Annotated in this window: 21 protein-coding genes and 1 pseudogene; 16 read left to right on the top strand and 6 right to left on the bottom strand. The window is 68.0% G+C overall.

The features are described from left to right. Positions 1 to 1,842 carry a cellulase family glycosylhydrolase gene (locus ACK5NO_RS13345; protein ID WP_416813170.1) on the bottom strand — a complete coding sequence of 614 codons (1,842 nt, stop codon included), beginning with the start codon at positions 1,840 to 1,842 and terminating at the stop codon, positions 1 to 3. A 172-nt stretch (positions 1,843 to 2,014) separates the two neighbouring features. Here ACK5NO_RS13345 and ACK5NO_RS13340 point away from each other — a divergent pair, with 172 nt between their 5' ends. The 11 genes from ACK5NO_RS13340 to ACK5NO_RS13290 all read left to right on the top strand — a co-directional run bounded on the left by ACK5NO_RS13340 (position 2,015) and on the right by ACK5NO_RS13290 (position 9,081). Continuing rightward, the gene (locus ACK5NO_RS13340) at positions 2,015 to 2,557 is read left to right on the top strand and encodes a hypothetical protein (protein WP_416813169.1); all 543 of its coding nucleotides are present in this window, start codon (positions 2,015 to 2,017) and stop codon (positions 2,555 to 2,557) included. Positions 2,558 to 2,575: 18 nt separating this feature from the next. Next, complete coding sequence (locus ACK5NO_RS13335; RefSeq protein ID WP_416813168.1) at positions 2,576 to 3,151, top strand: signal peptidase I; 576 nt, start codon at positions 2,576 to 2,578, stop codon at positions 3,149 to 3,151. Next, positions 3,148 to 3,687, top strand: coding sequence for a hypothetical protein (locus tag ACK5NO_RS13330; RefSeq protein WP_416813167.1), 540 nt, complete (start codon positions 3,148 to 3,150; stop codon positions 3,685 to 3,687). The genes ACK5NO_RS13335 and ACK5NO_RS13330 overlap by 4 nt, the downstream gene beginning before the upstream one ends. Further along, the gene (locus tag ACK5NO_RS13325; RefSeq protein WP_416813166.1) at positions 3,684 to 4,652 is read left to right on the top strand and encodes a hypothetical protein; all 969 of its coding nucleotides are present in this window, start codon (positions 3,684 to 3,686) and stop codon (positions 4,650 to 4,652) included. The genes ACK5NO_RS13330 and ACK5NO_RS13325 overlap by 4 nt, the downstream gene beginning before the upstream one ends. 19 nt (positions 4,653 to 4,671) lie before the next feature. Continuing rightward, on the top strand, positions 4,672 to 5,277 hold the full coding sequence (gene rsmD, locus ACK5NO_RS13320; protein WP_416813165.1) for a 16S rRNA (guanine(966)-N(2))-methyltransferase RsmD: 606 nt from the start codon (positions 4,672 to 4,674) through the stop codon (positions 5,275 to 5,277). Beyond that, positions 5,274 to 5,765: a pantetheine-phosphate adenylyltransferase gene (coaD, locus tag ACK5NO_RS13315; protein ID WP_416813164.1), complete on the top strand. Its 492-nt coding sequence runs from the start codon at positions 5,274 to 5,276 to the stop codon at positions 5,763 to 5,765. The genes rsmD and coaD overlap by 4 nt, the downstream gene beginning before the upstream one ends. Before the next feature lie 172 nt (positions 5,766 to 5,937). Then, the gene (locus ACK5NO_RS13310) at positions 5,938 to 6,411 is read left to right on the top strand and encodes a YceD family protein (protein ID WP_416813163.1); all 474 of its coding nucleotides are present in this window, start codon (positions 5,938 to 5,940) and stop codon (positions 6,409 to 6,411) included. A gap of 2 nt (positions 6,412 to 6,413) precedes the next feature. Continuing rightward, complete coding sequence (gene rpmF / locus ACK5NO_RS13305) at positions 6,414 to 6,608, top strand: 50S ribosomal protein L32 (RefSeq protein WP_416813162.1); 195 nt, start codon at positions 6,414 to 6,416, stop codon at positions 6,606 to 6,608. A gap of 29 nt (positions 6,609 to 6,637) precedes the next feature. Further along, entirely contained in the window at positions 6,638 to 7,348 is a 711-nt protein-coding gene (rnc, locus tag ACK5NO_RS13300) for a ribonuclease III (RefSeq protein ID WP_416813161.1), read from the top strand. 18 nt (positions 7,349 to 7,366) lie between these two features. Further along, positions 7,367 to 8,275 carry a bifunctional DNA-formamidopyrimidine glycosylase/DNA-(apurinic or apyrimidinic site) lyase gene (mutM, locus tag ACK5NO_RS13295; protein ID WP_416813160.1) on the top strand — a complete coding sequence of 303 codons (909 nt, stop codon included), beginning with the start codon at positions 7,367 to 7,369 and terminating at the stop codon, positions 8,273 to 8,275. A gap of 188 nt (positions 8,276 to 8,463) precedes the next feature. After that, on the top strand, positions 8,464 to 9,081 hold the full coding sequence (locus ACK5NO_RS13290; RefSeq protein ID WP_416813159.1) for a response regulator: 618 nt from the start codon (positions 8,464 to 8,466) through the stop codon (positions 9,079 to 9,081). 16 nt (positions 9,082 to 9,097) lie between these two features. Here ACK5NO_RS13290 and ACK5NO_RS13285 read toward each other — a convergent pair whose 3' ends face one another. From ACK5NO_RS13285 to ACK5NO_RS13265, 5 genes are read right to left on the bottom strand one after another with little or no spacing between them, the layout of a single operon-like run. Further along, positions 9,098 to 10,717, bottom strand: coding sequence for a GAF domain-containing protein (locus ACK5NO_RS13285; RefSeq protein ID WP_416813158.1), 1,620 nt, complete (start codon positions 10,715 to 10,717; stop codon positions 9,098 to 9,100). Continuing rightward, entirely contained in the window at positions 10,710 to 12,350 is a 1,641-nt protein-coding gene (gene cydC, locus ACK5NO_RS13280) for a thiol reductant ABC exporter subunit CydC (RefSeq protein WP_416813157.1), read from the bottom strand. Before cydC ends, ACK5NO_RS13285 begins: the two co-directional genes overlap by 8 nt. Beyond that, a complete protein-coding gene (locus ACK5NO_RS13275; RefSeq protein WP_416813156.1) occupies positions 12,347 to 13,945 on the bottom strand; it encodes an ABC transporter ATP-binding protein/permease in 1,599 nt (532 codons plus the stop codon). The genes cydC and ACK5NO_RS13275 overlap by 4 nt, the downstream gene beginning before the upstream one ends. A 4-nt stretch (positions 13,946 to 13,949) precedes the next feature. Beyond that, a complete protein-coding gene (gene cydB / locus ACK5NO_RS13270) occupies positions 13,950 to 15,002 on the bottom strand; it encodes a cytochrome d ubiquinol oxidase subunit II (RefSeq protein WP_416813155.1) in 1,053 nt (350 codons plus the stop codon). A gap of 11 nt (positions 15,003 to 15,013) precedes the next feature. Then, complete coding sequence (locus ACK5NO_RS13265) at positions 15,014 to 16,495, bottom strand: cytochrome ubiquinol oxidase subunit I (RefSeq protein WP_416813154.1); 1,482 nt, start codon at positions 16,493 to 16,495, stop codon at positions 15,014 to 15,016. A 425-nt stretch (positions 16,496 to 16,920) separates the two neighbouring features. On the opposite strand from ACK5NO_RS13265, the pseudogene ACK5NO_RS13260 reads away from it, so the two are divergent. The 5 genes and pseudogenes from ACK5NO_RS13260 to obgE all read left to right on the top strand — a co-directional run. Beyond that, positions 16,921 to 19,332, top strand: a pseudogene (locus tag ACK5NO_RS13260) (Rne/Rng family ribonuclease); the annotation flags it as partial. A gap of 3 nt (positions 19,333 to 19,335) precedes the next feature. Further along, complete coding sequence (locus ACK5NO_RS13255) at positions 19,336 to 19,848, top strand: hypothetical protein (protein ID WP_416813153.1); 513 nt, start codon at positions 19,336 to 19,338, stop codon at positions 19,846 to 19,848. Between the two features lie 113 nt (positions 19,849 to 19,961). Continuing rightward, positions 19,962 to 20,270, top strand: a complete 309-nt coding sequence (gene rplU, locus ACK5NO_RS13250) for a 50S ribosomal protein L21 (protein ID WP_416813152.1) — start codon at positions 19,962 to 19,964, stop codon at positions 20,268 to 20,270. 14 nt (positions 20,271 to 20,284) lie between these two features. Further along, positions 20,285 to 20,539, top strand: coding sequence for a 50S ribosomal protein L27 (rpmA, locus tag ACK5NO_RS13245; RefSeq protein ID WP_416813151.1), 255 nt, complete (start codon positions 20,285 to 20,287; stop codon positions 20,537 to 20,539). Between the two features lie 90 nt (positions 20,540 to 20,629). Next, positions 20,630 to 22,153: a GTPase ObgE gene (gene obgE / locus ACK5NO_RS13240; RefSeq protein ID WP_416813150.1), complete on the top strand. Its 1,524-nt coding sequence runs from the start codon at positions 20,630 to 20,632 to the stop codon at positions 22,151 to 22,153. Positions 22,154 to 22,163 lie beyond the last annotated feature (10 nt).

Below are 22,163 nucleotides of genomic sequence, written 5' to 3'. Positions count from 1 at the left end.
TCAGCCGGTCGGCGCGTCCCCGCCGTTGGCGTAGTACTCGGTCACGGTGATGCCGTTGGGGAGAGCGACCTCGTGGTCGAGCCCGACGAATGCGCCCGAGTCGTCCTGCCACAGCACCTCGCGCACGAGCGCGTACTTGGTCTCGTCCCACGTGGTCCAGTCGTCGTTCAGCAGACCGCCCGTGTCTCCCGAGTTGGGGTTGATGCACCAGAACGTGTGGTGCAGATGGCGGTCGCCGATGAGGTCGCGCAGATACGTCATCCACTGGTCCTGGCGGTCGTCTTGGCCCAGCCGTCCGCCCCACTCTCCGATGAGTAGGGGCGAGATGCCCTCGTCGTGCAGGTACAGCCAGTTCGGGCCCCACACGTCTTCTTCGAGCGACGCCGCGGAGAATGAGCCCTGGAACCACGGCTGGTCGTACACGAGCGGCCCATAGTCGTGAGGCGAGTACAGGATCTTGTCCTCGGGGCCTTCGACGGGGAGGTCTCCCGCGAGGCGCAGATTCCCGCCCCACCAGGTGATGTCGTAGTCGTCGGGGTCGTTCGATGTCCACGACTGGCCGGACTTGGGGGTGGCCTCGATGCCCTCGACCAGCAACAGCGCGTCGGGGTGCACCGCGTGGATGCGTTGGGCGGCCTCGGAGGCGACCGCTTGCCAGTCGTTCTCGCCGCCGCCTCCCCAGGTCGCGCGCGGCGTCTCGGGCGCCTTGCCGTGAGGTTCGTTCTTGAGGTCAAACCCGATGATGGTGTCGTCTTCGCGGTAGCGCTGCGCGACCCATTCCCAGGCAACAAAGAAGTCCTCGGCGCTGACGTCACCCGCGTACCACACGGGCGTGATGTGGCCCGCGTTGTCGGCGAGCGCCGAGTGCAGGTCGAGGATCACCTTGAGGCCGTGGGCCTTCGCGGACACGAGGAAGGCGTCGAAGATCTCCAGGGTGGTGGCACCCTCGAGGTCCGGGTTGGCGGCGGCGTTGACATTGCCCGTGGTTTGGGCGTTGCCCGCGCGCCACTCAAGCAGCAGTTCCGTCGAGATGGGAACGCGCAGCACGTTGATGCCACGGCCCGCAATCGACGCGATGGTCTCCTCAAGGTTGACCTGCCACAGGCCGTGGAACACCCGCTCGGAGGTGTTGAAGCCAAACCAGTTCGCGCCCGTCAGCCACACCACGTTGCCGTTGGCGTCGACGATCGTGTTGCCCTCGACGCTGAGCCAGTCGTCACCGCTTGGGGCGTTCGAGGGGTCTTGAACCTCTGCTGAAGGCGGGGGAGCATCGGCCGTTGCCTCGCCCGTCGGTTCAGGGGAGACGGCCGATGCGCTCGCACCCGAGCATGAAGCGCCGGCTGTGGAGGGCTCGCCCTGGGCATTGAAGCCGAACGTCGCCGAGCCTCCTGGTTCGACGGTGCCGTTGAACTGCACGTTGCTCGCGCTGGCGAGGCCGGTCGCGCCGGTGGCGAGCGTCGAGTTCCAGGTTTCCGTCACCGACGACTCACCTAGGTCAATCGCGACGTCCCATGAGGTGAGGCCGCCGTCACCGGCGGCGACGATGACGTCCGCGTTGTACCCGTCGTCCCACGTCGAACGGACGATGACCTGTGCGGTGCACGTTCCGTCGCCTGCGGGCGCCGAGGTGGTCGGTGTGGGGGAGGCCGCCGGGTCTTCCGGTGCCGTGGCTCGCGCGAGGGCCCAGGTGCCCGCGATGATCAGCGCGAGCACGCCGAGTGCTGCGCCGGCAGCGATCCACCACCCTCGCCGGGTGGTCGGAATCCACGATCGGCTCCGCCCGGGGGTGGTGGTGTTCTCGCTCGGCGTCATGTCCTGGCCGCCGGGAACCTGCTCGCTCATGGGTCCTCCCTGAGGGCCACAGTAGCGGCGCGCTGGCGGCCTGTCTGTACCGCCGCATCGGCCACGGTGATCGTCTCAATTGGGCCGCATCCTGCGCAAACAGCGCAAATCGTGCTTATCGTGGACATGGTCGTGTGCCGTCCACGCGACCCCGGCAGAAGGGCGAATCCCCATGAGCACACCTACCAACGCGCACAAGCGCACGACCCTCGCGAAGTTCTCCTTGGCAGGCATCGCGGTCCTTGGCATCGGAGCTGCGGCGACGGCTGCGGCCTGGACCGACGACGTCTGGTTTACCGCCGAGGCTGAGGCCGCCACCTTCGATCTCCAAGGCTCCGTGGATGGCTCGACGTGGCTCGACGTCGGCGTCGACCCGGTACCCGACGACCCCGACGATGATGTCGCCATCGTGATCCCGGCCACCGAGTTTGCTGGCATCGGACCCGACTACTCCCACACCACGACGCTGTATCTCAAGAACGCTGGGACGTCGGACATCACTCTTGCTGGCCCCAATGCGTCCGACACGGGAGCCATCTTCGAGGGCACCGACGGGGCCACCGTAGTGGTGTCGCCTGCGTTGACCGGCACCGTTCTCACGCCGGATGAGCAGGTGACGTTCAACGTGACCGTCGAGACCTCTGCGGACTGGCCGCTCAGCTACCAAGGCACCACGGGCACCATCACCGTGCAGGTGACGGGCACCGCCAGCTGACCTCCGTCTGATCCTTCCGTGACCGTGACGCGCGTCCTTCGCGCCGTCGGCTCTGTGGCCCTGTGGGTGGCCGCAGCCCTCGGCGTGCTGACGTGCGCCATCTGGGTGGCGACGGCGGCAGGCTGGATCAAGCCGCTGATCGTCACGTCCGGGTCGATGGAGCCGACGATCGGCACGGGTGCCCTCCTGATCGCCACGCCCATCGCGGTGGACGACGTGGTCGTGGGTGATGTCCTCACGCTCGAGTCCGACCTCACGGGCGGCTACGTGACGCACCGGGTGGAGTCCGTGGAGCCTGTGGGGTCCCACGGCGACGCACGGAGCATCATCATGCGCGGTGACGCCAACGGCGCGTCAGACCCTTTGCCGTACGTGGTCGAAGGTGACGTGTGGAAGCCACAGTCGACCTTCGAGGGCGTGGGGGAGGCAGTCGCCAGGCTGGGACGGCCCCAGGTCATCATTCCCGCGTTGATCGCGTTGGCGGCGCTGCTGGGGCTGTCGCTCCTGCGCGACGAGCGGCCCGAGCCCGAGGACGATGCGGTCCGGGAGGACTCGCCGGCGGCACAGAGCACGACCGGGGGTGGTGTGTCATGACAAGGACCAGGCGTACCGTCCCCGCGATGCTCGCCGCGATGCTGCTGCTCTCGGGTGCGGCGTTCATCCTCGCCACGAACAGCTCGCCTACGCGGGCTGCCACTCCCATCGAGGTCGACATCGACCTCGGCTCCCTGGTGCCGGACACTCCGGTGACCGAGTCCATCGTGGTCGAGGTGCCTGTTGATGCCACGGTGGTGCGGTCGGAGTGGGTGCAGTTGGAGGGCATCGCGACCGACATCGAGTGGACCATCGAGATGTGCGAGGCCGGATCGTGCATCGACGTCGCGCCGCCCCAGACGGGGCAGGCCGTTCCCGCAGGGACCTACGACTTCATCGTGACGGGCACCCTGGTGACGGACACCCTCGGCGACGGGTACGCGCTCGGAGTGGTGGAGCTGTATGGGGACGAGGGCACGACGCTTCCCATGACGGGTGTCGCCATTCCTGCCCTGGTCGTGGCGCTCGCGGCAGGCGCCTTGCTCGCCGGGACGGCGGCCGTCGTGACGGCATCGCGAGGACGGAGTGCCTCATGACGCGGGCGCGGTGGGCACTGGCAGCATTCGCGGCGGGCCTTGTCGCGCTGCTGTTCGCTCCCACGGTCACGGGCGCCAACTGGGCAGATGAGGCGTGGTTCAGTGCTCGCGCGACGGCGGGCCGTTGGGACGGCGGCGGCACCGGCGGCGGGGGAGGGATCGAGCCCGGCAACGACGGCACCATCATCGTGGACGTGGAGTGGGACATCAGTGGGCCCACGCAGGAATGTGGGGTCGTGCATGTGCAGACCAACTCGAGCGTCGAGGTCGACTGGCGCCTGCACGTGGACACCACCGTCGCGCCGTGGAACGGGGTCGCCGCCTCTGAGGTCCAGGTCAACAGCGGTGGCGTCAAGGACAATGTGGGCGCGGACGAGTTCGAGATTGTGGGCAACTCCAACCCGGGTGCGCCCTTTGACCCGGTGAGCAACAACACGCCCATCGTCGCAGGCCAGGAGGCGCTCGTGACGATCTGCGAATACAGCGCTCCCGGCCCCGCTCCCGTGCCCGACGAGTTCTACGGCGTCACGATTACTGAACCCACCCGTGATGGCACCCAGGTGTGCTCGACCATGACTGTCCAAGGCAAGGTCGACGAACTTGAGTACCCGTTCTATTACGGCTGGGAACGGGATGTCGATGTGCAGGCGATGATCGACGTGCTCGTCGATGCCGGACTGACGTATACCCACGTCTCGTTCGAACCCGATCCGGGCAGCGGCTACAACTACACGGTGACGGCGCTCGGGGGGACCATGTACCACGTCGAGAGCAACGTCGGGATGGCCCTGCAAGGCGATGACTCGGCAACCGTGACGGTGTGTGCCCACGGCTACCTCGCGGCGCCCACGCCGGGGTCCACGCCCGAGGTCACACCCGAGGCGAGCCCTGCTCCTGCGCCCACCCCAGCCACGACCCCCAGCCCACAGTCGAGCGCCACTCCTCGCGCATCGGCCACCCCCTAGCGGTGCGTACAGTGGCGATGTGACACGCATCATCGCCGGAGACCTGGGCGGACGCCGCATTGCCGTCCCTCCCAAGGGCACCAGACCCACCACCGATCGCGTCCGCGAGGCGCTGTTTAGCCGTCTGGACCACGACGACTCGCTGAGGGCGGCGCGGGTGCTGGACGTCTACGCGGGCTCGGGCGCGCTGGGCTTCGAGGCCCTCAGCCGGGGTGCCGCACACGCGACCTTCGTCGAGTCAGGCTCGCAGGCGGCGCGCGTGCTCCAAGGCAACGTCAAGGACTTGGGCGTCGGTGCCCGCGCGCGCCTGGTCCGCGAGAAAGCGCTGAGCTACTTGTCGCGAGCCACCGATACCTGGGACGTGGCGTTCCTCGACCCGCCCTACGACATCGCGCGCGACGACCTCGCCGCAGTGCTGGCGGTCGTGGAGCCGCGCCTGGCACCCGGCGCGCCCGTCGTCCTTGAGTGGTCCTCGCGGGCAGGCGACGCGCCATGGCCAGAGGGCATCGAGCCGCTGCGGTCCAAGGACTACGGCGAGACACGGCTGCATTGGGCCGAGCGCATCGGCGCTGACCAAGAAGGCACCGAGACCGAGGACGGCCAGTCCGGTAGCGTCGCACCATGACCATCGCCGTGCTGCCAGGCAGCTTCGACCCCATCACGCTGGGGCACCTCGACATTGCTCGGCGCGCAGCGAGCCTGTTCGACGGCGTGATCGTGGGTGTCGCTCACAACTCGACCAAGACGCCGCTGCTGGGGCTCGAGGAGCGCGTGGCGCTGGCCCGCGCAGCGACCGCCGACATCGACGGCGTGAGCGTCGAGGTGGTCGACGGGCTGCTGGTGGACTTCTGCTCCCGGCGCGGGGCTGGCGTCATCGTGAAGGGACTGCGCGGCGGCGCCGACTACGATTACGAGCGGCCCATGGCGCTCATGAACCGGTCGTTGACCGGGATCGAGACCGTCTTCGTCACCGGAGACAACGCCCTGAGCCACATCGCATCGTCACTCGTGAGAGACGTCGCGCGCCATGGCGGCGACGTTTCGGCGTACGTTCCCGATGGGGTAGCCGATGCGGTGGCAGCCGCACTGTCGGGCGGAAGCGCCGCAGGTTGAGACCACCCTGCCCGATCACGTAGACTATTGCGTCGGTCCTGCCGATCGAGCACGGGCTGGGGTCCAGGAGGACCGGAAGGAAAGGGAGTCGCGAATGCCGCAGCGTCCCGAACCCTCGCCGTTTCGTATTCCCGTCAGGGATATCGTGCGCCGTCCAGGCACACAGCGAACGGTGAGTGAAGTCTTTCCGGCCCCCGCGGTCCTCGGCACCGACGTGATCGGTGTGCCTCAGGGCGAAGAGTTGAGTCTCGATGTGAGTCTCGAGTCCTTGTCCGAAGGCATCTGGGTCTCCGGAACCGTCTCGGCTGAGGCCGTCGGCGAGTGCGGACGATGCCTGGACGAGGTGCGACAGCATGTCGACACCCGCGTCCAGGGACTGTTTGCGTTCAACGACTCTCAGATGGGAGACGAGGACGAAGAATCAGAGGACGTCTTCGAGTTTGACGGGGAGACCGTGGATCTTGAAGAGGTGGTGCGGGATGCGGTGGTTACACAACTGCCGTTCACCCCGCTATGCCGCCCGGACTGCCCGGGGCTGTGCGACCAATGTGGCGCCAGACTCGCGGAAGACCCGGACCACGCCCATGATGTGATCGACCCCCGGTGGTCGGCCCTCCAGAGTTTGTCAGAAGAGAAAGAGAGTTAGCCGTGGCAGTTCCTAAGCGCAAGATGTCGCGTTCGAACACGCGTGCCCGCCGCTCCCAGTGGAAGACCACCGCTGCGAACCTCACCACGTGCCCGCAGTGCAAGGCTGACAAGCTTTCGCACACCGCGTGCCCCGCGTGCGGCGCCTACAACGGTCGCCAGTACGCTGAGGCGCTGCGCACCGAGCACGAGGGCTGAGGCCCGCGCCGCGTGCGCGAGGCGAGCAAATGAACATGCCGGGGCAGGCAGCAGCCGATGCCTTGGCTCAGCAGCTCGGGGTCGTTGTCGACCCCGAGCTGCTGGTGCTTGCCCTCACGCACCGCTCGTTCGCCTATGAGGCGGGCGGCCTTCCCACCAACGAGCGCCTGGAATTCCTGGGCGACTCCGTGTTGGGAGTGGTCGTCACCGACCGCCTGTACCGCGATCACCCCGACCTTCCCGAAGGGGAGCTCGCCAAGATGCGGGCCGCTTCGGTGTCTCAGCGCGCACTTTCGCAGGTCGCGCGCGAAATCTCCCTTGGCCCCTGCATTTTGCTGGGCAAGGGCGAGACCGCCACGGGAGGTGCGGACAAGGACTCGATCCTGTGCGACGCGCTCGAAGCAGTCTTTGGTGCCGTCTACCTGACCCATGGCATCGATGTCGCCCGCGACGTCATCCTGCGTCTCGTGGGGCCCACGCTGGCCGCCGCCGCCCGGTCGGGCGTGGCGCTGGACTGGAAGACCTCCCTCCAAGAGGCGTGTTCTGAGCGCGGCTTGGGCGCTCCCGTGTACTCCTCCGAGGGCACGGGACCTGACCACGCTCGCACCTTCACCGCGACCGTCACCATCAATGGCGTGGCCCGCGGCGTGGGCCAGGGCAGCGCCAAGAAGCACGCCGAGCAGGAGGCCGCCGAGGCCGCCTACGGGTCCATCACCGCTGAGCCCCTCGCGGCCCACTAGCCGCGCCGGCGCGTTGCTGTGCCCGAACTACCTGAGGTCGAGACCGTCCGTGCTGGACTGGACTCCCTCATCACCGGCGCCGAGATCGTGGCCGCCGATGTACGTCGCGACTCGTGCGTACGCCTGCTGCCGGGAGGCGCTCCGCTTTTCCAGGCCATGACGGCCGATGCGCGCATTGGCGCCGTGGTCAGGCGCGGCAAGTTCATGTGGATGCTCCTCGAGCGTGAGGGGGACGACGTCCCCGCTGAGGCGCTCTCGGCGCACCTGGGCATGTCGGGACAATTCCGCGTGCACGAGGGAGCCGCGCCCGAGCCGCACCCCCACTGCCGCGCGCGGTTGACGCTCGACCGGGACGGCGCGCCGCTGACGCTCGACTTCCTCGACCAGCGCACCTTTGGCTACCTACACGTCGAACCGCTGGTCGACACGGCCGATGCGCGGGCCGGGGGAGCGGGCAGCTCGCTCGCGGCGGTGCCCGCGTCCGTTGCCCACATTGGCAGGGACGCGCTCGACCCTCACCTCGATCCCGCGGCGGCGATCCGCTCGTGGCGGCGGGGCACCCGAGGCATCAAGCAGGTGCTGCTCGACCAGACCCTCGTGAGTGGGATCGGCAACATCTACGCCGACGAGGCGCTGTGGGCCGCACGGGTGCACCCCGAACGGCTCGCCCGCGACGTGTCTGCGGTGAAGGCGCGGGCGCTGCTGGAGGCCAGCCAACAGGTCATGGCACAGGCCTTGTCGCAGGGCGGCACGAGCTTCGATGCGCTCTACGTCAACGTCAATGGCGAGTCGGGCTACTTCTCGCGCTCGCTCGAGGCCTACGGGCGCGGCGGCGAGCCGTGCGGTCGCTGCGGGCGAGCGCTCAGCCGCGCAAGCATCGGCGGTCGTGCGACCCATTGGTGTGCGTCCTGCCAGCGCCGCCGCTAACCCCTCCCCGTCAAATGGATCCATTTGGCTTGTCGGGGAGGGCCGATGCGCTCGCAAGTGCCGCCTGACGATGAAAGTGGATCCATTTGGCTTGTCGGGGAGGGCCGATGCGCTCCCAAGTGCCGCCTGACGATGAAAGTGGATCCATTTGACGGGAAGGGGGGAGGGAGGGCGATACGATGCCACCTATGGCTGATGTGAGAGTGCTGGTGCTGGACGACCACGAGGTGGTTCGCCGAGGGATCTGCGACATCCTCGATCGAGCCGACGGCGTCGAGGTGGTGGCGGAGGCGGCCAACGTCGCCCAGGCCATTCGACGCGTCGATGCGGTACGTCCCGACGTGATCCTGTCCGACCTTCGCCTGCCTGACGGCACGGGCCTGGACGTGATCGCCCACGTGCGCGCTCACCACCCGGAAACCCGCATCGTGGTCCTCACGAGCTACGACGACGACGAGGCCAAGGCAGCGGCACGCACCGCTGGGGCCGATGCGTTCGTGGCCAAGACCGCGGGTTCGTCCGAGGTTCTCAAGGCCGTCAAGGACGTGGCCTCCGGCCGCGAACACGGTCAGCACATCGACGTGCAGGAGGACGACGCGATCGCCTCGCTCACTCCCACCGAGCGCAAGATCGTCAAGGCCGTGGGGGAGGGCCGCTCCAACAAGGAGATCGCCGAGTCGCTGGGCATTGCCGAGAAGACCGTCAAGAACCACGTGACGAGCATCCTGGCCAAGATGGGCCTGCAGCGCCGCACCCAGGTGGTCGCCTGGGCCACGCAGCGCAAGGCGCAGTCCTTCCGCGCCTAAGCCCTTCGGGGTGTCCTTAGGCGGACGCCTCGACGTTCCATACCGCGACGCAGCCAGGCCGATCCCGGCCGGGCCAGCGCTCGAGCAGGCTGAAGGTGCCATTGCGCCGTAGCGCGCGGTTGGCCAGGTTCGAGGTGCCCGAGTGCCGTTGGGTGGCGCCCGCGGGGCCAATGCCGTTGTCCTCGATACGGACCTCGACGCGGCCGTCGCTCGCATGCAGATTGATCCGCACGGCCGATGCGCGGGCATGGCGGGCAACGTTCGACACCAGTTCTCGGGTCACCGCGACCAGGTCGTCTGCGAGGGCAGGGTCACCGGCCACGGCGGCGTCAAGGTCGGGCCATTCCGCGGTGACCGACGGCTCGAAGCCGAGCGAGTCCCGCGCGAGGACCAACTCGCGGCGCAGTCGCTCGGCGATGGGCTCGTTGGAGCGTTGACCGGCGAGCGAACTCATGACGCCGCGGACCTCGTGCTGGGCGCGCTTGACGTGTTCGAGCGTGCTGCGCAGGCGCGCGGCGATCGGGGGGTCCACGTCCTCTGCGATGGACTCGATCTGCATCGCGGTCGCGAACAGTTCTTGTGAGACGAAGTCGTGCAGGTCGTCGGCAAGGCGTGCTCGCTCCTCGTTGAGGGCGGACACGGACTTCACGTGGGACAGTTCCGACAGGCTCAGCGCGAGTGCCGCCTGCGAGGCGAAGCGCAACGCGATGGACAGTTCCCCCGAGTCAAACTCCTTCGCGCCGCGCGCACGCCACAGCATGAGCAGGCCGACGGATTCGCCCTGGGTCACTAGGGGGGCGTAGAGGCTGGGCCCGTACGACGTCACCTGTTCGAGCACGTTCTTGCCCGGCGGCTCTGGGGCGATCATGCCCTCGCCGCTCTCGATCACGCCCACGCCGGTGCCGCCGGCGGGCAGTTCGAGGCCCAGGAGTTCCTGAGCGGACGTGCCAGCGGTGACTTCCATCACCCATGCACCGTCCAATCCAGGCAGGACCAGCGCGGCGGTGTCGGCGTGCGACAACTGGAGCGCGGTGTCGATGATCTCTTGGAGACCGTCGCCAGGGTCGTCGTTGGCCAGCAGGTGGGTGGTGATGCGCTGGGCGGCCGCGAGCCACCTCTCGCGATTGAGCGCGAGGTCGTACAGCTGCGCGTGGTCGATGGCGACCGAGGCGGCGGAGGCGAGCGCTCGGATGTCGTGCCCGTCCTCCTCCGTGAAGTCGCCGTCCTTGTTGGCGAGGTAGAGCTGGCCGAACACGCGCCCGCGCACCTGCAGCGACGCCCCCAAGAAGGTGTGCAGGGGAGGGTGGCCAGGGGGTAGGCCGATCCGGGCCTCGTGGGTCGCGACGTCGTGAACGTACAGCGTGCCTTCGACCGGAATCTCGCCGAGTACACCGACGGGCTCAGGAGGACGGCCAATCATGTCGTGCATCTCGGGGGGCATGCCGCGCGAGTGGAAGGACTGCGAGCGGCCCTGCGAATCGAGCACATTGATAGCCGCGTAGCGCGCGCCGGTCAGTTCGGTCGCGGCTACGAGGAAGGCGTCGAGCACGTTGCCGAGTTCGATCTCCGTGTTGAGCGCGATCACTGCTTGCGCGAGGGCGTGGGCGCGCACCTCGGGAGCGACGGAATCAGGCATCGATGCTCACGACCGCATCGGCAGCATCCAACAGGCTCAAGTCATGGGTCACGATCACTACGCTACGGCCCTGCGCGCGCATCTGTGACAGCACCGCGCGCAGCGCGTCGCGGCCGTCGGCGTCAAGGTGCTCGCCCGGCTCGTCGATGAGTTGCACTGGTTGCGGGGTCAGCAGCGCGCGAGCCAGGAGCAGGCGGCGGCGCTCGCCGCCGGAGACCGTGCCTCCGCCAGAGCCGACGAGCGTGTCGAGTCCCTCGGGGAGCGACTCAGACCACTCCCGCAGGCCCGCGGTGGCGAGTGCCTCACGTGCCTCGTGGGCCGTGAGGTTGCCCCGGGCCACGCGCAGGTTCTCGAACACCGTGGTGCCAAACAGGTGGGCATCCTCTGCGGTGATGGCCACGACCGCGCCCAAATCGCCGGCCCGCACAGGGTGGCCGTCGATGAGGGCTCTGCCTGAATGCGGTTCGAGGATCCCGGCGAGCGCGGCAAGCAGCGTGGTCTTTCCGATGCCACTGGGACCGACGATGGCGAGCACCTCGCCGGGGGAGACCTCGAAACTCACCGGAATGGTGGGCGTCATGCCCGGCCATGCGACCGAGAGGTCTTGCGCAGCGATGGACACGGGGCCGTCGGGCGCCGCAGAACGCTCGATGTCGCAGTCCGCACCGGGATCGACGTGGGGAGCGAGCTGCTCGATGCGGATGGCGGCCTCGCGCGAGCGCTCGAGCTGCGTGACGGCAGCGGGGATGGCGCCCACTGCCTCGAAGGCAGCGAGGGGCAGGAGTGAGACGACCGTCATGGTCATGGGGCCGATCAGGCCGGCCTGAAACTGGGTCACCGCGATCGCGATCGAACTGATGAGCGCCGCGCCAGCCGCGAGTGTCTGAACAGCGTTGGCGAAGGCGGCGGGGCGCGCCGCGGCCTCGTGCGCGGCGGCGCTGTCACGCTCAGCGTCAGCCAAAGCCTCGAGCGAGCCCGACTGAGTGCCCCACACCCGGTGCTCGGGCGCGGACTCGATGGCGGCGAGCGTGCGCTCGGTGACCCGTGCATCGGCCCTGACCCCGAGCGTCGCTGCGGAGCGAGCGGAGCGGACCGTCAGCGCGGCGGCGCCCACGCCCGCCACGAGAAGGCACGCGGCGAGCGCGGCCCCGGCAGCGGGTACCAGGGCCGCCGAGATGCCCACGGCAATGGCAGCGACCGTGACGGCGACAGCAGGCGGGATGAGCCCGCGGACCACCGCGTCACCTACGGCGTCGATGTCGGCGCCAAGGCGAGCCATAATTTGACCGCGTCGCACGGACAGCACCTGCGCCGGCGGAGAAGCCGCCAGGCGCTCATAGACGCGCACGCGCAGGTCGACCACGCCCCGCAGAGCCGTGTCGTGAGACGCGAGCCTTTCGAGGTAGCGGAACAGGCCGCGGCCAATGCCGAAGAAGCGCACGATGACGGCGGCGACGGCGAGGTCGGCGGGAGAGGGCATGCCTGCCGCACGAGCGATCAGCCAGGCTGCGACCGCCGACAGCCCCACGGCGGAGCCGATCGCGGCGGTGCCCCAGACCACAGCCATGGTGGCGCGCACGCGGGGAATGTCGGCATCCCTCAGGGCGCGACGCAAGGGCAGCCACTGGTTCACAGCGCCACCTCCTGAGCACCGACGGTCACGGCGGTCACCTCGATGACCCGATGCGCGGCTGCGATCAGTTCGGGCTCGTGGGTCGCGACCACGACAGTGCGCCCGGCGGCAGCGGCGTCTCGGATGGCGCCGATCACGTGGGCACGGTTGTCGATGTCGAGGTGAGCCGTGGGCTCGTCGAGCACGAGCACCGGGCGGTCAGAGGCGAAGGCGCGCTCAAGGGCGACCCGCTCGCGTTGCCCCAGGCTCAGGGTGAGTCCCTCGACGCCAAGATCAGGCCGCTGCGGAACCCAGGCGAACTGGCGAGCCCACTGCGAGGAATCGACATCGTTCAGCTCCACGGGTGATCCGTCGGCGAGCACCGCATGGACGGCGCCCTGGTCGGGGGCGAGTAGCCCCATGAGCGCCAGGAGCGCGGTGGACTTGCCGTCGCCGTTGGGACCCACCAGGGCCGTGATCTGGCCCGGTGAGGCGGTGGCGTCCAGGCCGCCAGGCGCCAGGCGCACTCCGTCGGGCGTCGCGACCGCCACGCCGGTCGTGACGAGGGAGGCTCCCTCCAGCGACGGGGCAGGGCGGTCGCCACCCACGCTCACGGGCTCGGTGTCGAGTACCGCGAAGGCGGCATCCGCCGCAGCGAGGCCGTCCGCGGAGGCGTGGAAATGGGTGCCGACGTTGCGCACGGGCAGGTAGACCTCGGGGGCCAAGACCAGCACGGCGAGAGCGGTCTCGATGCTCACCTCGCCGTACACGAGCCGGAAGCCCAGCGTGACGGCCACGAGTGCCACTGCGAGGGTGGTCAGCAGTTCGAGTGCCATGCCCGAGAGGAACGCCACGCGCAGCGAACCCATCGTCGCGGAGCGCTGGGCATCTCCCAGTTCGCGCACACGCGCCGCGGGACCATGGTGGCGGCCGAGGGCCTTGAGGGTGGGCAGCCCGGCGATCAGGTCCAGCGTGCGCGAGGCCAATCGCTCCATCGCCTCGAGGTGCTTGGCCGAGCGCTGTTGCGTCACCAGCCCGATGAGGATCATGAACATCGGCACGAGCGGGACAGTCGCACCGATGATGGCTGCGGAGATCCAGTCGAGTTCGAGGACCACGGCGAGCATGAGCGGCGTCACCGTGCAGGCCAGTAGCAGCTGCGGCAGGTAGCGGACAAAGTACGGCAGCAAGCCGTCCAGCCCGCGGGTCGCGGTGGTGGTCACGCGCGCGCCTTCGCCCGACGCGGCCCACCGGGGGCCGAGCGCGGCGGCGTGCTCGACTACCTTGCCGCGCAGGTCAGAGATGACCGCGACGCCGGCCCGATGCGCGAGACGCTCCTGGCCCCAGGTGATGGCCACGCGCAACGCCACGATCAACCCGAGCCACGGCAGCGCCGCGCCCAGGTCCCGTAGCGCCAGCGGGACCAGGGCGCCCAGCCATCCCAACCCATCGGCCGTTAGGGGAAAGGGCGCGAGGTGGGGGGCCAGCACGCGGGCAATGATGAACGCTTGCAGGCCGATGAGAACGGCCGCGGCAAGGCCGAAGCCCGCCGTCACGATCATGTAACGGCGGGCAGGGCCAATACGCGCGATAAGGCGCGGGTCAATCGGACGCACGTACTTACTGCTTGACCTTCGACTTGTCCTTCTTGGGCAGGAAGGTCAGGGAGTTGTGTTCGGGAATGTTGTCCTCCGACAGGCGGCGACGGAAGACCCAGTAGGTCCAGCTTTGGTAGATCAGCACGATGGGCGTGAAGATCACCGCGACCCAGGTCATGACCGTCAGCGTGTAGTCGGTGGACGAGGCATTCTCGATGGTGAGCGAGTACGCCGGGTCGGTCGACGACGGCATCACGTCGGGGTAGAGCGAGCCGAAGATGAGCGCCACGGCGAAGGCGATGGCCACGGCGTTGCCAATGAAGGCCCAGCCGAAACGACCGGCACGGCCAGCGACGAGCGCCACGACGAGTCCGATCGCGGCGACGGCGACCACGGCCCACGTCCAGGTGACGGAGTAGGCGAGCTGGGTCCAGATCGCGAAGGCGGCCGTAACCACGAGCGCGATGGGGGCCATGGTCTTAGCGACGGCCTCTGCGCGCTCCCTCACGGCGCCGGCGGTCTTGAGCGACAGGAAGATCGCGCCGTGCGACAGGAACAGCGTCAGGGTGGTGGCGCCTCCGAGCAGGGCGTACGGGCTGAGCAGGTTGAAGAACCCACCCGTGTACGTCATGGTCTCGTCGATGGGCACGCCGCGCACGATGTTGGCGAAGGCGACGCCCCACAGGATCGCGGGCACCCAGGCGCTGCCCATGATGACCCAGTCCCAGCGCCGACGCCAGGCATCGTCGTTGATCTTGCCGCGGTACTCGATCGCCACCACGCGCACGATCAGGGCGAGGAGGATCAGCAAGAGCGGGATGTAGAAGCCGGAGAACAGGGTCGCGTACCAGTGGGGGAAGGCCGCGAACGTGGCGCCACCTGCGGTGAGCAGCCAGACCTCGTTGCCGTCCCACACGGGGCCAATCGAGTTGAGCGCGACACGGCGGCCGCGGTCTCCCTTGCCGACCTTCTCGAGCAGCATCGCGACACCGAAGTCGAAGCCTTCGAGAACCAGGTAGCCGGTCCACAGGATCGCAATGAGGATGAACCACACCAGGGGCAGATCAAGAGTCATGGTCATACCTCCTAGTAAGCGAACGACATGGGCTTGTCAGCGCTGTCGTCATCGTCGGTGGGTTCGTCGTAGTGCGCCTCGGGCGCACCCTCGACCGCATAGCGGTGCATCAGGCGGTACCAGAACACCGCCAGCACGCCGTAGACCAGCGTGAATGCGGTGAGCGACAGGGCCACATGCCACACCGTGGTGGCCTCGGACACACCGAACATCGTCATCAGCATGACGGAGTCGTAGCCCGTGGGGTTGGGGGCCACCACAAAGGGCTGGCGACCCATCTCGGTGAAGATCCACCCAAAGCTCGCCGCCGCAAACGGCATGGGCAGAGCGATGATCGCGAGTTTCTTCATCCAGGGTTGGTCGGTGACGCGCCCCTTGCGGGTGAACCAGAAGATCGCGACGCACAGCGCGGCACTGAAGGCGGCCAGGCCGATCATCAGGCGGAACGACCAGTACGTGACCATGAGGTTGGGGCGGTACTCGATCTCGTTGCCGTTGAGGTCGGTCTCGCCGTAGCGCTCGGCGTAGATCTCCTGCAGGTCAGCGAGCCCCTTGACTTCGCCGTCCCATGACCCCGTCGCCATGTAGGACAGCAAGCACGGCACCTCGAGGATGTGGTTGACCGATTCGGGGTTGGATCCGGACAGGTCTCCCACGGTGAGAATCGAGAAGGGCGCACAGCCTTCAGGGGTCTCGATGAGCCCCTCGGCCGCTGCCATCTTGATGGGCTGCTGCTCAAACATGAGCTTGGCCTGCAGGTCACCCGTGACGATGACGCCGAGCCCCGACAGGAGCATGACCACGGCACCAAAGCGGGCCGCCGTGCGGTACATCGGCAGGTCCTGGTGTTCCTTGTTCTGGCGCGCCAGCCGCACCATCCAGTACACCGCGATGCCCGCGACAAACGTGCCAGCGACCAGGAAGGCGGTGGCAATCACGTGGGGGAAGGCAACCAACGTGGTGTTGTTGGTCAGCACCGCCCAAATGTCGGTCATCTCCGCGCGGCCGGTCTCGGGGTTGTAGACGGCACCCACGGGGTGCTGCATCCACGAGTTGGCGGCGATGATGAAGTAGGCGGACAGGAACGAGCCGATGGCGAAGGCCCACACCGTCATGAGGTGCACCTTCTTGGGCAGCCGGTCCCAGCCGAAGATCCACAGCCCTAAGAAGACCGACTCAAGGAAGAACGCGGCGAGCGCCTCGATCGCGAGCGGCGCGCCGAACACGTCGCCCACAAAGCGCGAGTACTCGGACCAGTTCATGCCGAACTGGAACTCCTGGACAATTCCGGTGGCGATGCCGAGCGCGAAGTTGATCAGCAGCAGCTTGCCGTAGAACTTGGTCAGGCGAAGGTACTTTTCCTTGCCTGTGCGCACCCATGCGGTTTGCATGATCGCCACGAGGGTCGAGAGACCGATCGTGAGCGGTACGAGGATGAAGTGGTAGACGGTGGTGATGCCAAACTGCCACCGAGCAAGGTCGAGGACGTCCATACGGGGGTTATCTCCATCATGCAGAAGCGGGACTGGTCTTCCTGTGCTCAACCTACCTTCAGTCGCCCGTATAAGGTGCTGGGACCTTGGTCCCGGTAGCCCCGCTCTTCCAGGCACGGCGAATCGCCCAAAGTGGGAACTCCCCGCGAGCGGCAAGGGGTGTGTCACAATGGTGGACAGGTCCGCACCCAGCCACACCGGGTGCCAACCGCGCGACAGACGCAGCGCTTGCGTAGCAGCCAGTCCCGTCTCGGTCCCGCCGGGCTACAAGCCTGACGGCGGCGACATCGGGGATAGGCGCTCAAGAGCAAACGCAGCTGTCAGCCGCGACCTGAAGACTTCCGTGGCCGTTCGAACTGCGAGCCACGACCGACGAGAGAGCATCAATACGGCGTGTGGGCCGCTATTGATCTGAGGTACCCGCATTGAGCGAGGAAAAGACCACACCGGACGCACCCAGCACTGCGCTCATCTTCCAGGCGCCCGAACCCGCCCCCGTGCGCTCGCGGCGCGCGTCGGCGCCCGCCGGCCCGCCCGCTAAGGCGGACACCAAGCCTGAGGCCCCCAAGGAAACGTCGAGCGACGAGGGTGCCCGCGCATCGGCCGACAAGGGCGACAAGCCCGCCTCCGACAAGCCCAAGCGCAGTCGCAAGAAGCCTGCTGCCGCGCCCGCCGACAGCGACAAGACCGACAAGCCGGCCGATGCGCCTGCTGGCGACGCTGACACGGCACCTTCTGGTGACGGCGACAACGGTGCTGGCGACTCGGGCGATGGTGACGGCCCCAAGCGTCGTCGCCGCCGTGGCGGCCGCGGTCGTGGCAAGAAGCGCACCGAGGGCAGCGCTGAGGGCGACGAGTCGGGCGAGGACACCGAATCCGGCGAGGCTGAGGACGCCAGCGACGCAGGCGACTCCCAGGACTCCGACGGTAACGGCGATGACTCCCAGGATTCCGACGGCGAGGGCGGCTCGCGCCGTCGGCGTCGTCGCAGCAGGGGATCGCGGTCGGGCTCCGGCTCGAGCGGATCGTCGTCGTCGTCCGAGGACCAGCTTCAGGGCTCGACGCGGTTGCAGGCCAAGCGCCAGCGTCGCCGTGAGACCCGTGACGGCCAGCGTCGTCGCCCCGTGATCTCCGAGGCCGAGTTCCTGGCCCGCCGCGAAGCCGTCAAGCGCGACATGGTCGTGCGCGAGAGGGATCACCGTGTCCAGATCGCGGTGCTCGAGGACGACGTCCTCGTCGAGCACTACGTGAGCCACCAGGCCCAGCAGTCCATGGCGGGCAACGTCTACCTGGGTCGCGTGCAGAACGTGTTGCCGGGTATGGAAGCCGCGTTTGTGGACGTGGGCCGTGGCCGCAACGCCGTGTTGTACGCCGGCGAGGTCAACTGGGACGCGGCTGGTCTCGAGGGCAAGCCGCGCCGCATCGAGCTCGCGCTCAAGCCTGGCGACACGGTGATGGTGCAGGTCACCAAGGACCCCATCGGCCACAAGGGTGCTCGCGTCACGTCGCAGATTTCGCTCGCGGGTCGGTTCCTGGTCTACGTGCCTGGCGGCGGCGTCACCGGCATCAGCCGCAAGCTGCCCGACACCGAGCGCAACCGTCTCAAGAAGCTGCTGCGCGAGGTCATTCCGGCCGATGCGGGTGTCATCGTTCGTACGGCAGCCGAGGGCGCATCGGAAGACGAGCTTCGCGCCGATGTCGAGCGCCTCAAGCGCCAGTGGGAGAACATCGAGGCCGAGGCCAAGAACGGCAAGGCCCCCAAGCTGCTGCGCGGCGAGCCCGACATGGCCATCCGCGTGGTGCGCGACATCTTCAACGAGGACTTCGAGTCGCTCACCATTCAGGGCGAGGACACGTGGAACTCGCTCAGCGCCTACGTGGGTCAGGTCGCCCCTGACCTGATGCCCCGCCTGCACAAGTTCGTGGGCGACGGCGACGTGTTCGCCACTCACCGCGTGGACGAGATGCTCGCCAAGGGCATGGACCGCAAGGTGTGGCTGCCCTCGGGTGGCTCGCTCGTGATCGACCGCACCGAGGCGATGACGGTCATCGACGTGAACACGGGCAAGTTCGTGGGCAAGGGCGGCACGCTCGAAGAGACCATGACCCTCAACAACCTTGAGGCGGCCGAAGAGATCGTGCGCCAACTGCGCCTGCGCGACATCGGCGGCATCATCGTCATCGACTTTGTCGACATGCTGCTCGAGGCCAACCGCGACCGCGTGTTGCGCCGCCTCATCGAATGCCTGGGTCGCGACCGCACCAAGCACCAGGTGGCCGAGGTCACCTCGCTTGGCCTGGTGCAGATGACGCGCAAGCGCGTGGGCCAGGGTCTGGTCGAGGCGTTCTCCGAGACCTGCGAGCACTGCAAGGGCCGCGGCTTCTTGGTCCACGGCGAGCCCGTGGCTGAGGCCAGCGAGAAGCAGCCCGAGCGTCGTCGCAGCGGCCGTAGCGGCCGCAGTGGCGGCGGTGCGCAGGGTGGCCAGCAGGCCGCCCCCAGCAACGCCAGCGCCCCCAAGACCAGCGAGGACCCGGCCGCAGGCCAGGCCAAGTCAGAGACTCACGCCCTCGACGACCGCGAGGAGGCACGCGCGGCAGTCAAGGCCACGCTGGCCTCCATCGCCGCGGCGGCGGAGAAGGCCCACCACCACGACGACGAGGAGCGGCCCGATGCGGTGGCTCCCGAGGTCGTGATCGAGCTTCCTGACCGCTCGCGAGCCTCCGAGCCGGTGGAGTCTGGCGAGCAGGACAAGGCTGAGGACAGTGCCTCCGAGGCCGCTCCCGCTCAGGCCGAGCCCACCGAGGGCGAGCCCACTGACGGCGAGGAAAGGGCTTAAGCGATGTCCGAAGGGATCGGCTGGACGGCTGTCGAGGCGACCCATCGGGCGCGCGTGCGTGCCACTCGCGAGGAGGTCCTCGCGGCGGAGCTCGACATCGAGTGGAATTGCTCGGTGGTGAACCAGGGGCTCAGCGACCTCGTGATCGACGATCGCGGCCTGCCGGTGACGTGGACCGCGGTGGCCCGCGCGGGGCTGCTGAGGCAGCAGTTCCATTGTGCGTTGCTCGCAAGTGACCCCGTGGTGATCAGTTCTGTGCACGGCGAGCGCATGGTGCAGACCAGCACCACCAAGGTTGACGCGGAGCCGGGAGCCGACGGGCGCATCGGCGTCGTATGGGCGGTGGACGCACAGATAACGGCCCGGAACTCTTGGGCCAGAGCGATGCTGGCGAGGTCAACGAACCGTCTGACGACCGATCTTCAGAAGCACCTCGATCGGACCATGACCGCGTGGGTCGCGGCGATTGAGGCGCGATCCGTTCTTGCCTCGCAAAACGCCGCCGACTCGGTTTGACCGGGGGCCGCTCAAGCGGGTACATTTGTACGTCGGCGCGCAAGCGTCACGGGTCAGCCTGCGCCCAGATTGGCAGCGGCAGACAACCATCCAGACGTAGAGGATTCAGATTCATGGTGTACGCGATTGTGAAGGCCGGTGGCCGCCAGGAGAAGGTCTCCGAGGGCGATGTCATCGTCGTCGACCGACTCAAGGCTTCGGCCGGTGACTCGGTTGAGCTCACCCCGGTGCTGCTCGTCGACGGTGAGAAGATCACGTCCGACGCCAAGGCGCTGGCCAAGGTCAAGGTGACCGCCGAGGTCATTCGTGACGAGCGCGGCCCCAAGATCGACATCCTGAAGTACAAGAACAAGACCGGATACCGCAAGCGCATCGGCCACCGCCAGGACCTGACGCGCCTCAAGGTCACCGGCATTAAGTAAGCGAGGAGACACTCATGGCACATAAGAAGGGCGCGAGCTCCTCGCGCAACGGTCGCGATTCGAACCCCCAGTACCTGGGCGTGAAGCGTTTCGGTGGTCAGGTCGTTAACGCAGGTGAGATCATCCTGCGCCAGCGTGGCACCCACCACCACCCCGGCCAGAACGTGGGCCGCGGCAAGGACGACACCCTGTTCGCCCTCGAGGCTGGCACCGTGCAGTTCGGTCGCCGTCGTGGCCGCAACGTCGTCGACGTGGTGGCTGCTGGCTAACGCCACACCATTCATCTTTCTCGTCAGGGGCGTCGCCAATACGGCGGCGCCCCTGACGTCTATCTTGGGTACGTCTGAAAGGAAGGCACCATGGCCACGTTCGTCGACCGCGTCACGTTGCATGTGACGGGCGGCAACGGGGGCCACGGCGTGGCGTCCGTTCACCGCGAGAAGTTCAAGCCGCTCGGCGGCCCCGACGGTGGCAACGGCGGCCGCGGCGGTTCCGTGGTGCTCGTCGTTGACCCGCAGGTCACGACGCTCCTGGACTACCACCACAGCCCTCACCGACGTGCTGCCAATGGCGCGCAAGGTGCCGGTGACCACCGCGACGGAGCCAACGCATCGGACCTACGCCTGGGCGTGCCCAACGGCACGATCGTCAAGGACCACGATGGTGAGGTGCTCGCCGACCTCGTGGGTGACGGCGCCGAGTGCGTGATCGCCGCAGGCGGGCGCGGTGGACTGGGCAATGCCGCCCTCGCGACTACCAAGCGCAAGGCGCCCGGCTTCGCTCTGCTGGGTGAGCCCGGCGAAGAGGCCACCGTGGTCCTCGAACTCAAGTCGATCGCGGACGTCGCGCTCGTGGGCTACCCGAGCGCAGGGAAGTCCTCGCTGATCGCCGCCATGAGCAAGGTCCGCCCCAAGATCGCCGACTACCCGTTCACCACTCTCGTGCCCAACCTGGGCGTGGTCGAGGCCGGCGGGACTCGCTTCACCATGGCAGACGTGCCCGGGCTCATCGCCGGGGCCTCGGAGGGCAAGGGCCTTGGTCATGACTTCCTGCGCCACATCGAGCGCTGCTCGGTGATTGCGCACGTGCTCGACACCGCGACGCTCGAGACGGACCGCGACCCCGTACGCGACCTCGAGGTGATCGCCGGTGAGCTGCGCGCCTACACGGGCGACGAGGCCATCAGCGGCGTCCCGCTGGCCGAGCGCCCCCAAATCATCATCCTCAACAAGGTGGATGTGCCCGACGGGCGAGAGCTTGCTGCCATGGTGCGTGAAGACCTCGCCCAGACCGGCATGCCGATCTTCGAGGTCAGCGCCGTGAGCCACGAGGGCCTGCGCGAACTGGGCTTCGCGCTTGCCGCGATGATCACGGAGCACCGTGCGGCGGCACCCGAACTCGACCAGGCACCCATCGTCATCAGGCCCAAGGCCGTTGACGAGTCCGGCTTCACCGTGACCCACGTGCGCGACGGTGCCGAGGACTACTACCAGGTGCGTGGCAAAAAGGTTGAGCGGTGGGTGCGCCAGACCAACTTCGCCAATGACGAGGCCGTGGGTTACCTCGCGGACCGGCTCGCGCGTGCTGGCGTCGAGGATCAGCTCTTCCGCGCCGGCGCCGTCCCTGGCTCCGAGGTCGTGATCGGTCCCCGCGAGGGTGGTGTGGTGTTCGACTGGGAGCCCACCATGGCTGCTGGTGCGGAACTGCTCGGCTCGCGTGGCTCCGACCTGCGCATCGAGGAGCACGAGCGCTCGCACCGTGCCACGCGTGCGCAAAAGCGCGCCGATCACAAGGAGCGTATGGACGGCAAGGCCGCCGCTCGCGAAGAGTTGTGGACCGAGCGCAAGGCGGGGCACTGGACGGATCCCACCGAGGACGACTGACAGGCACGCG

Source organism: Demequina sp. (assembly GCF_047975725.1).
Lineage (GTDB): Bacteria > Actinomycetota > Actinomycetes > Actinomycetales > Demequinaceae > Demequina.
Note: the sequence above shows the minus strand (reverse complement) of the source record. Positions and strands in the feature narration are given on the sequence as shown.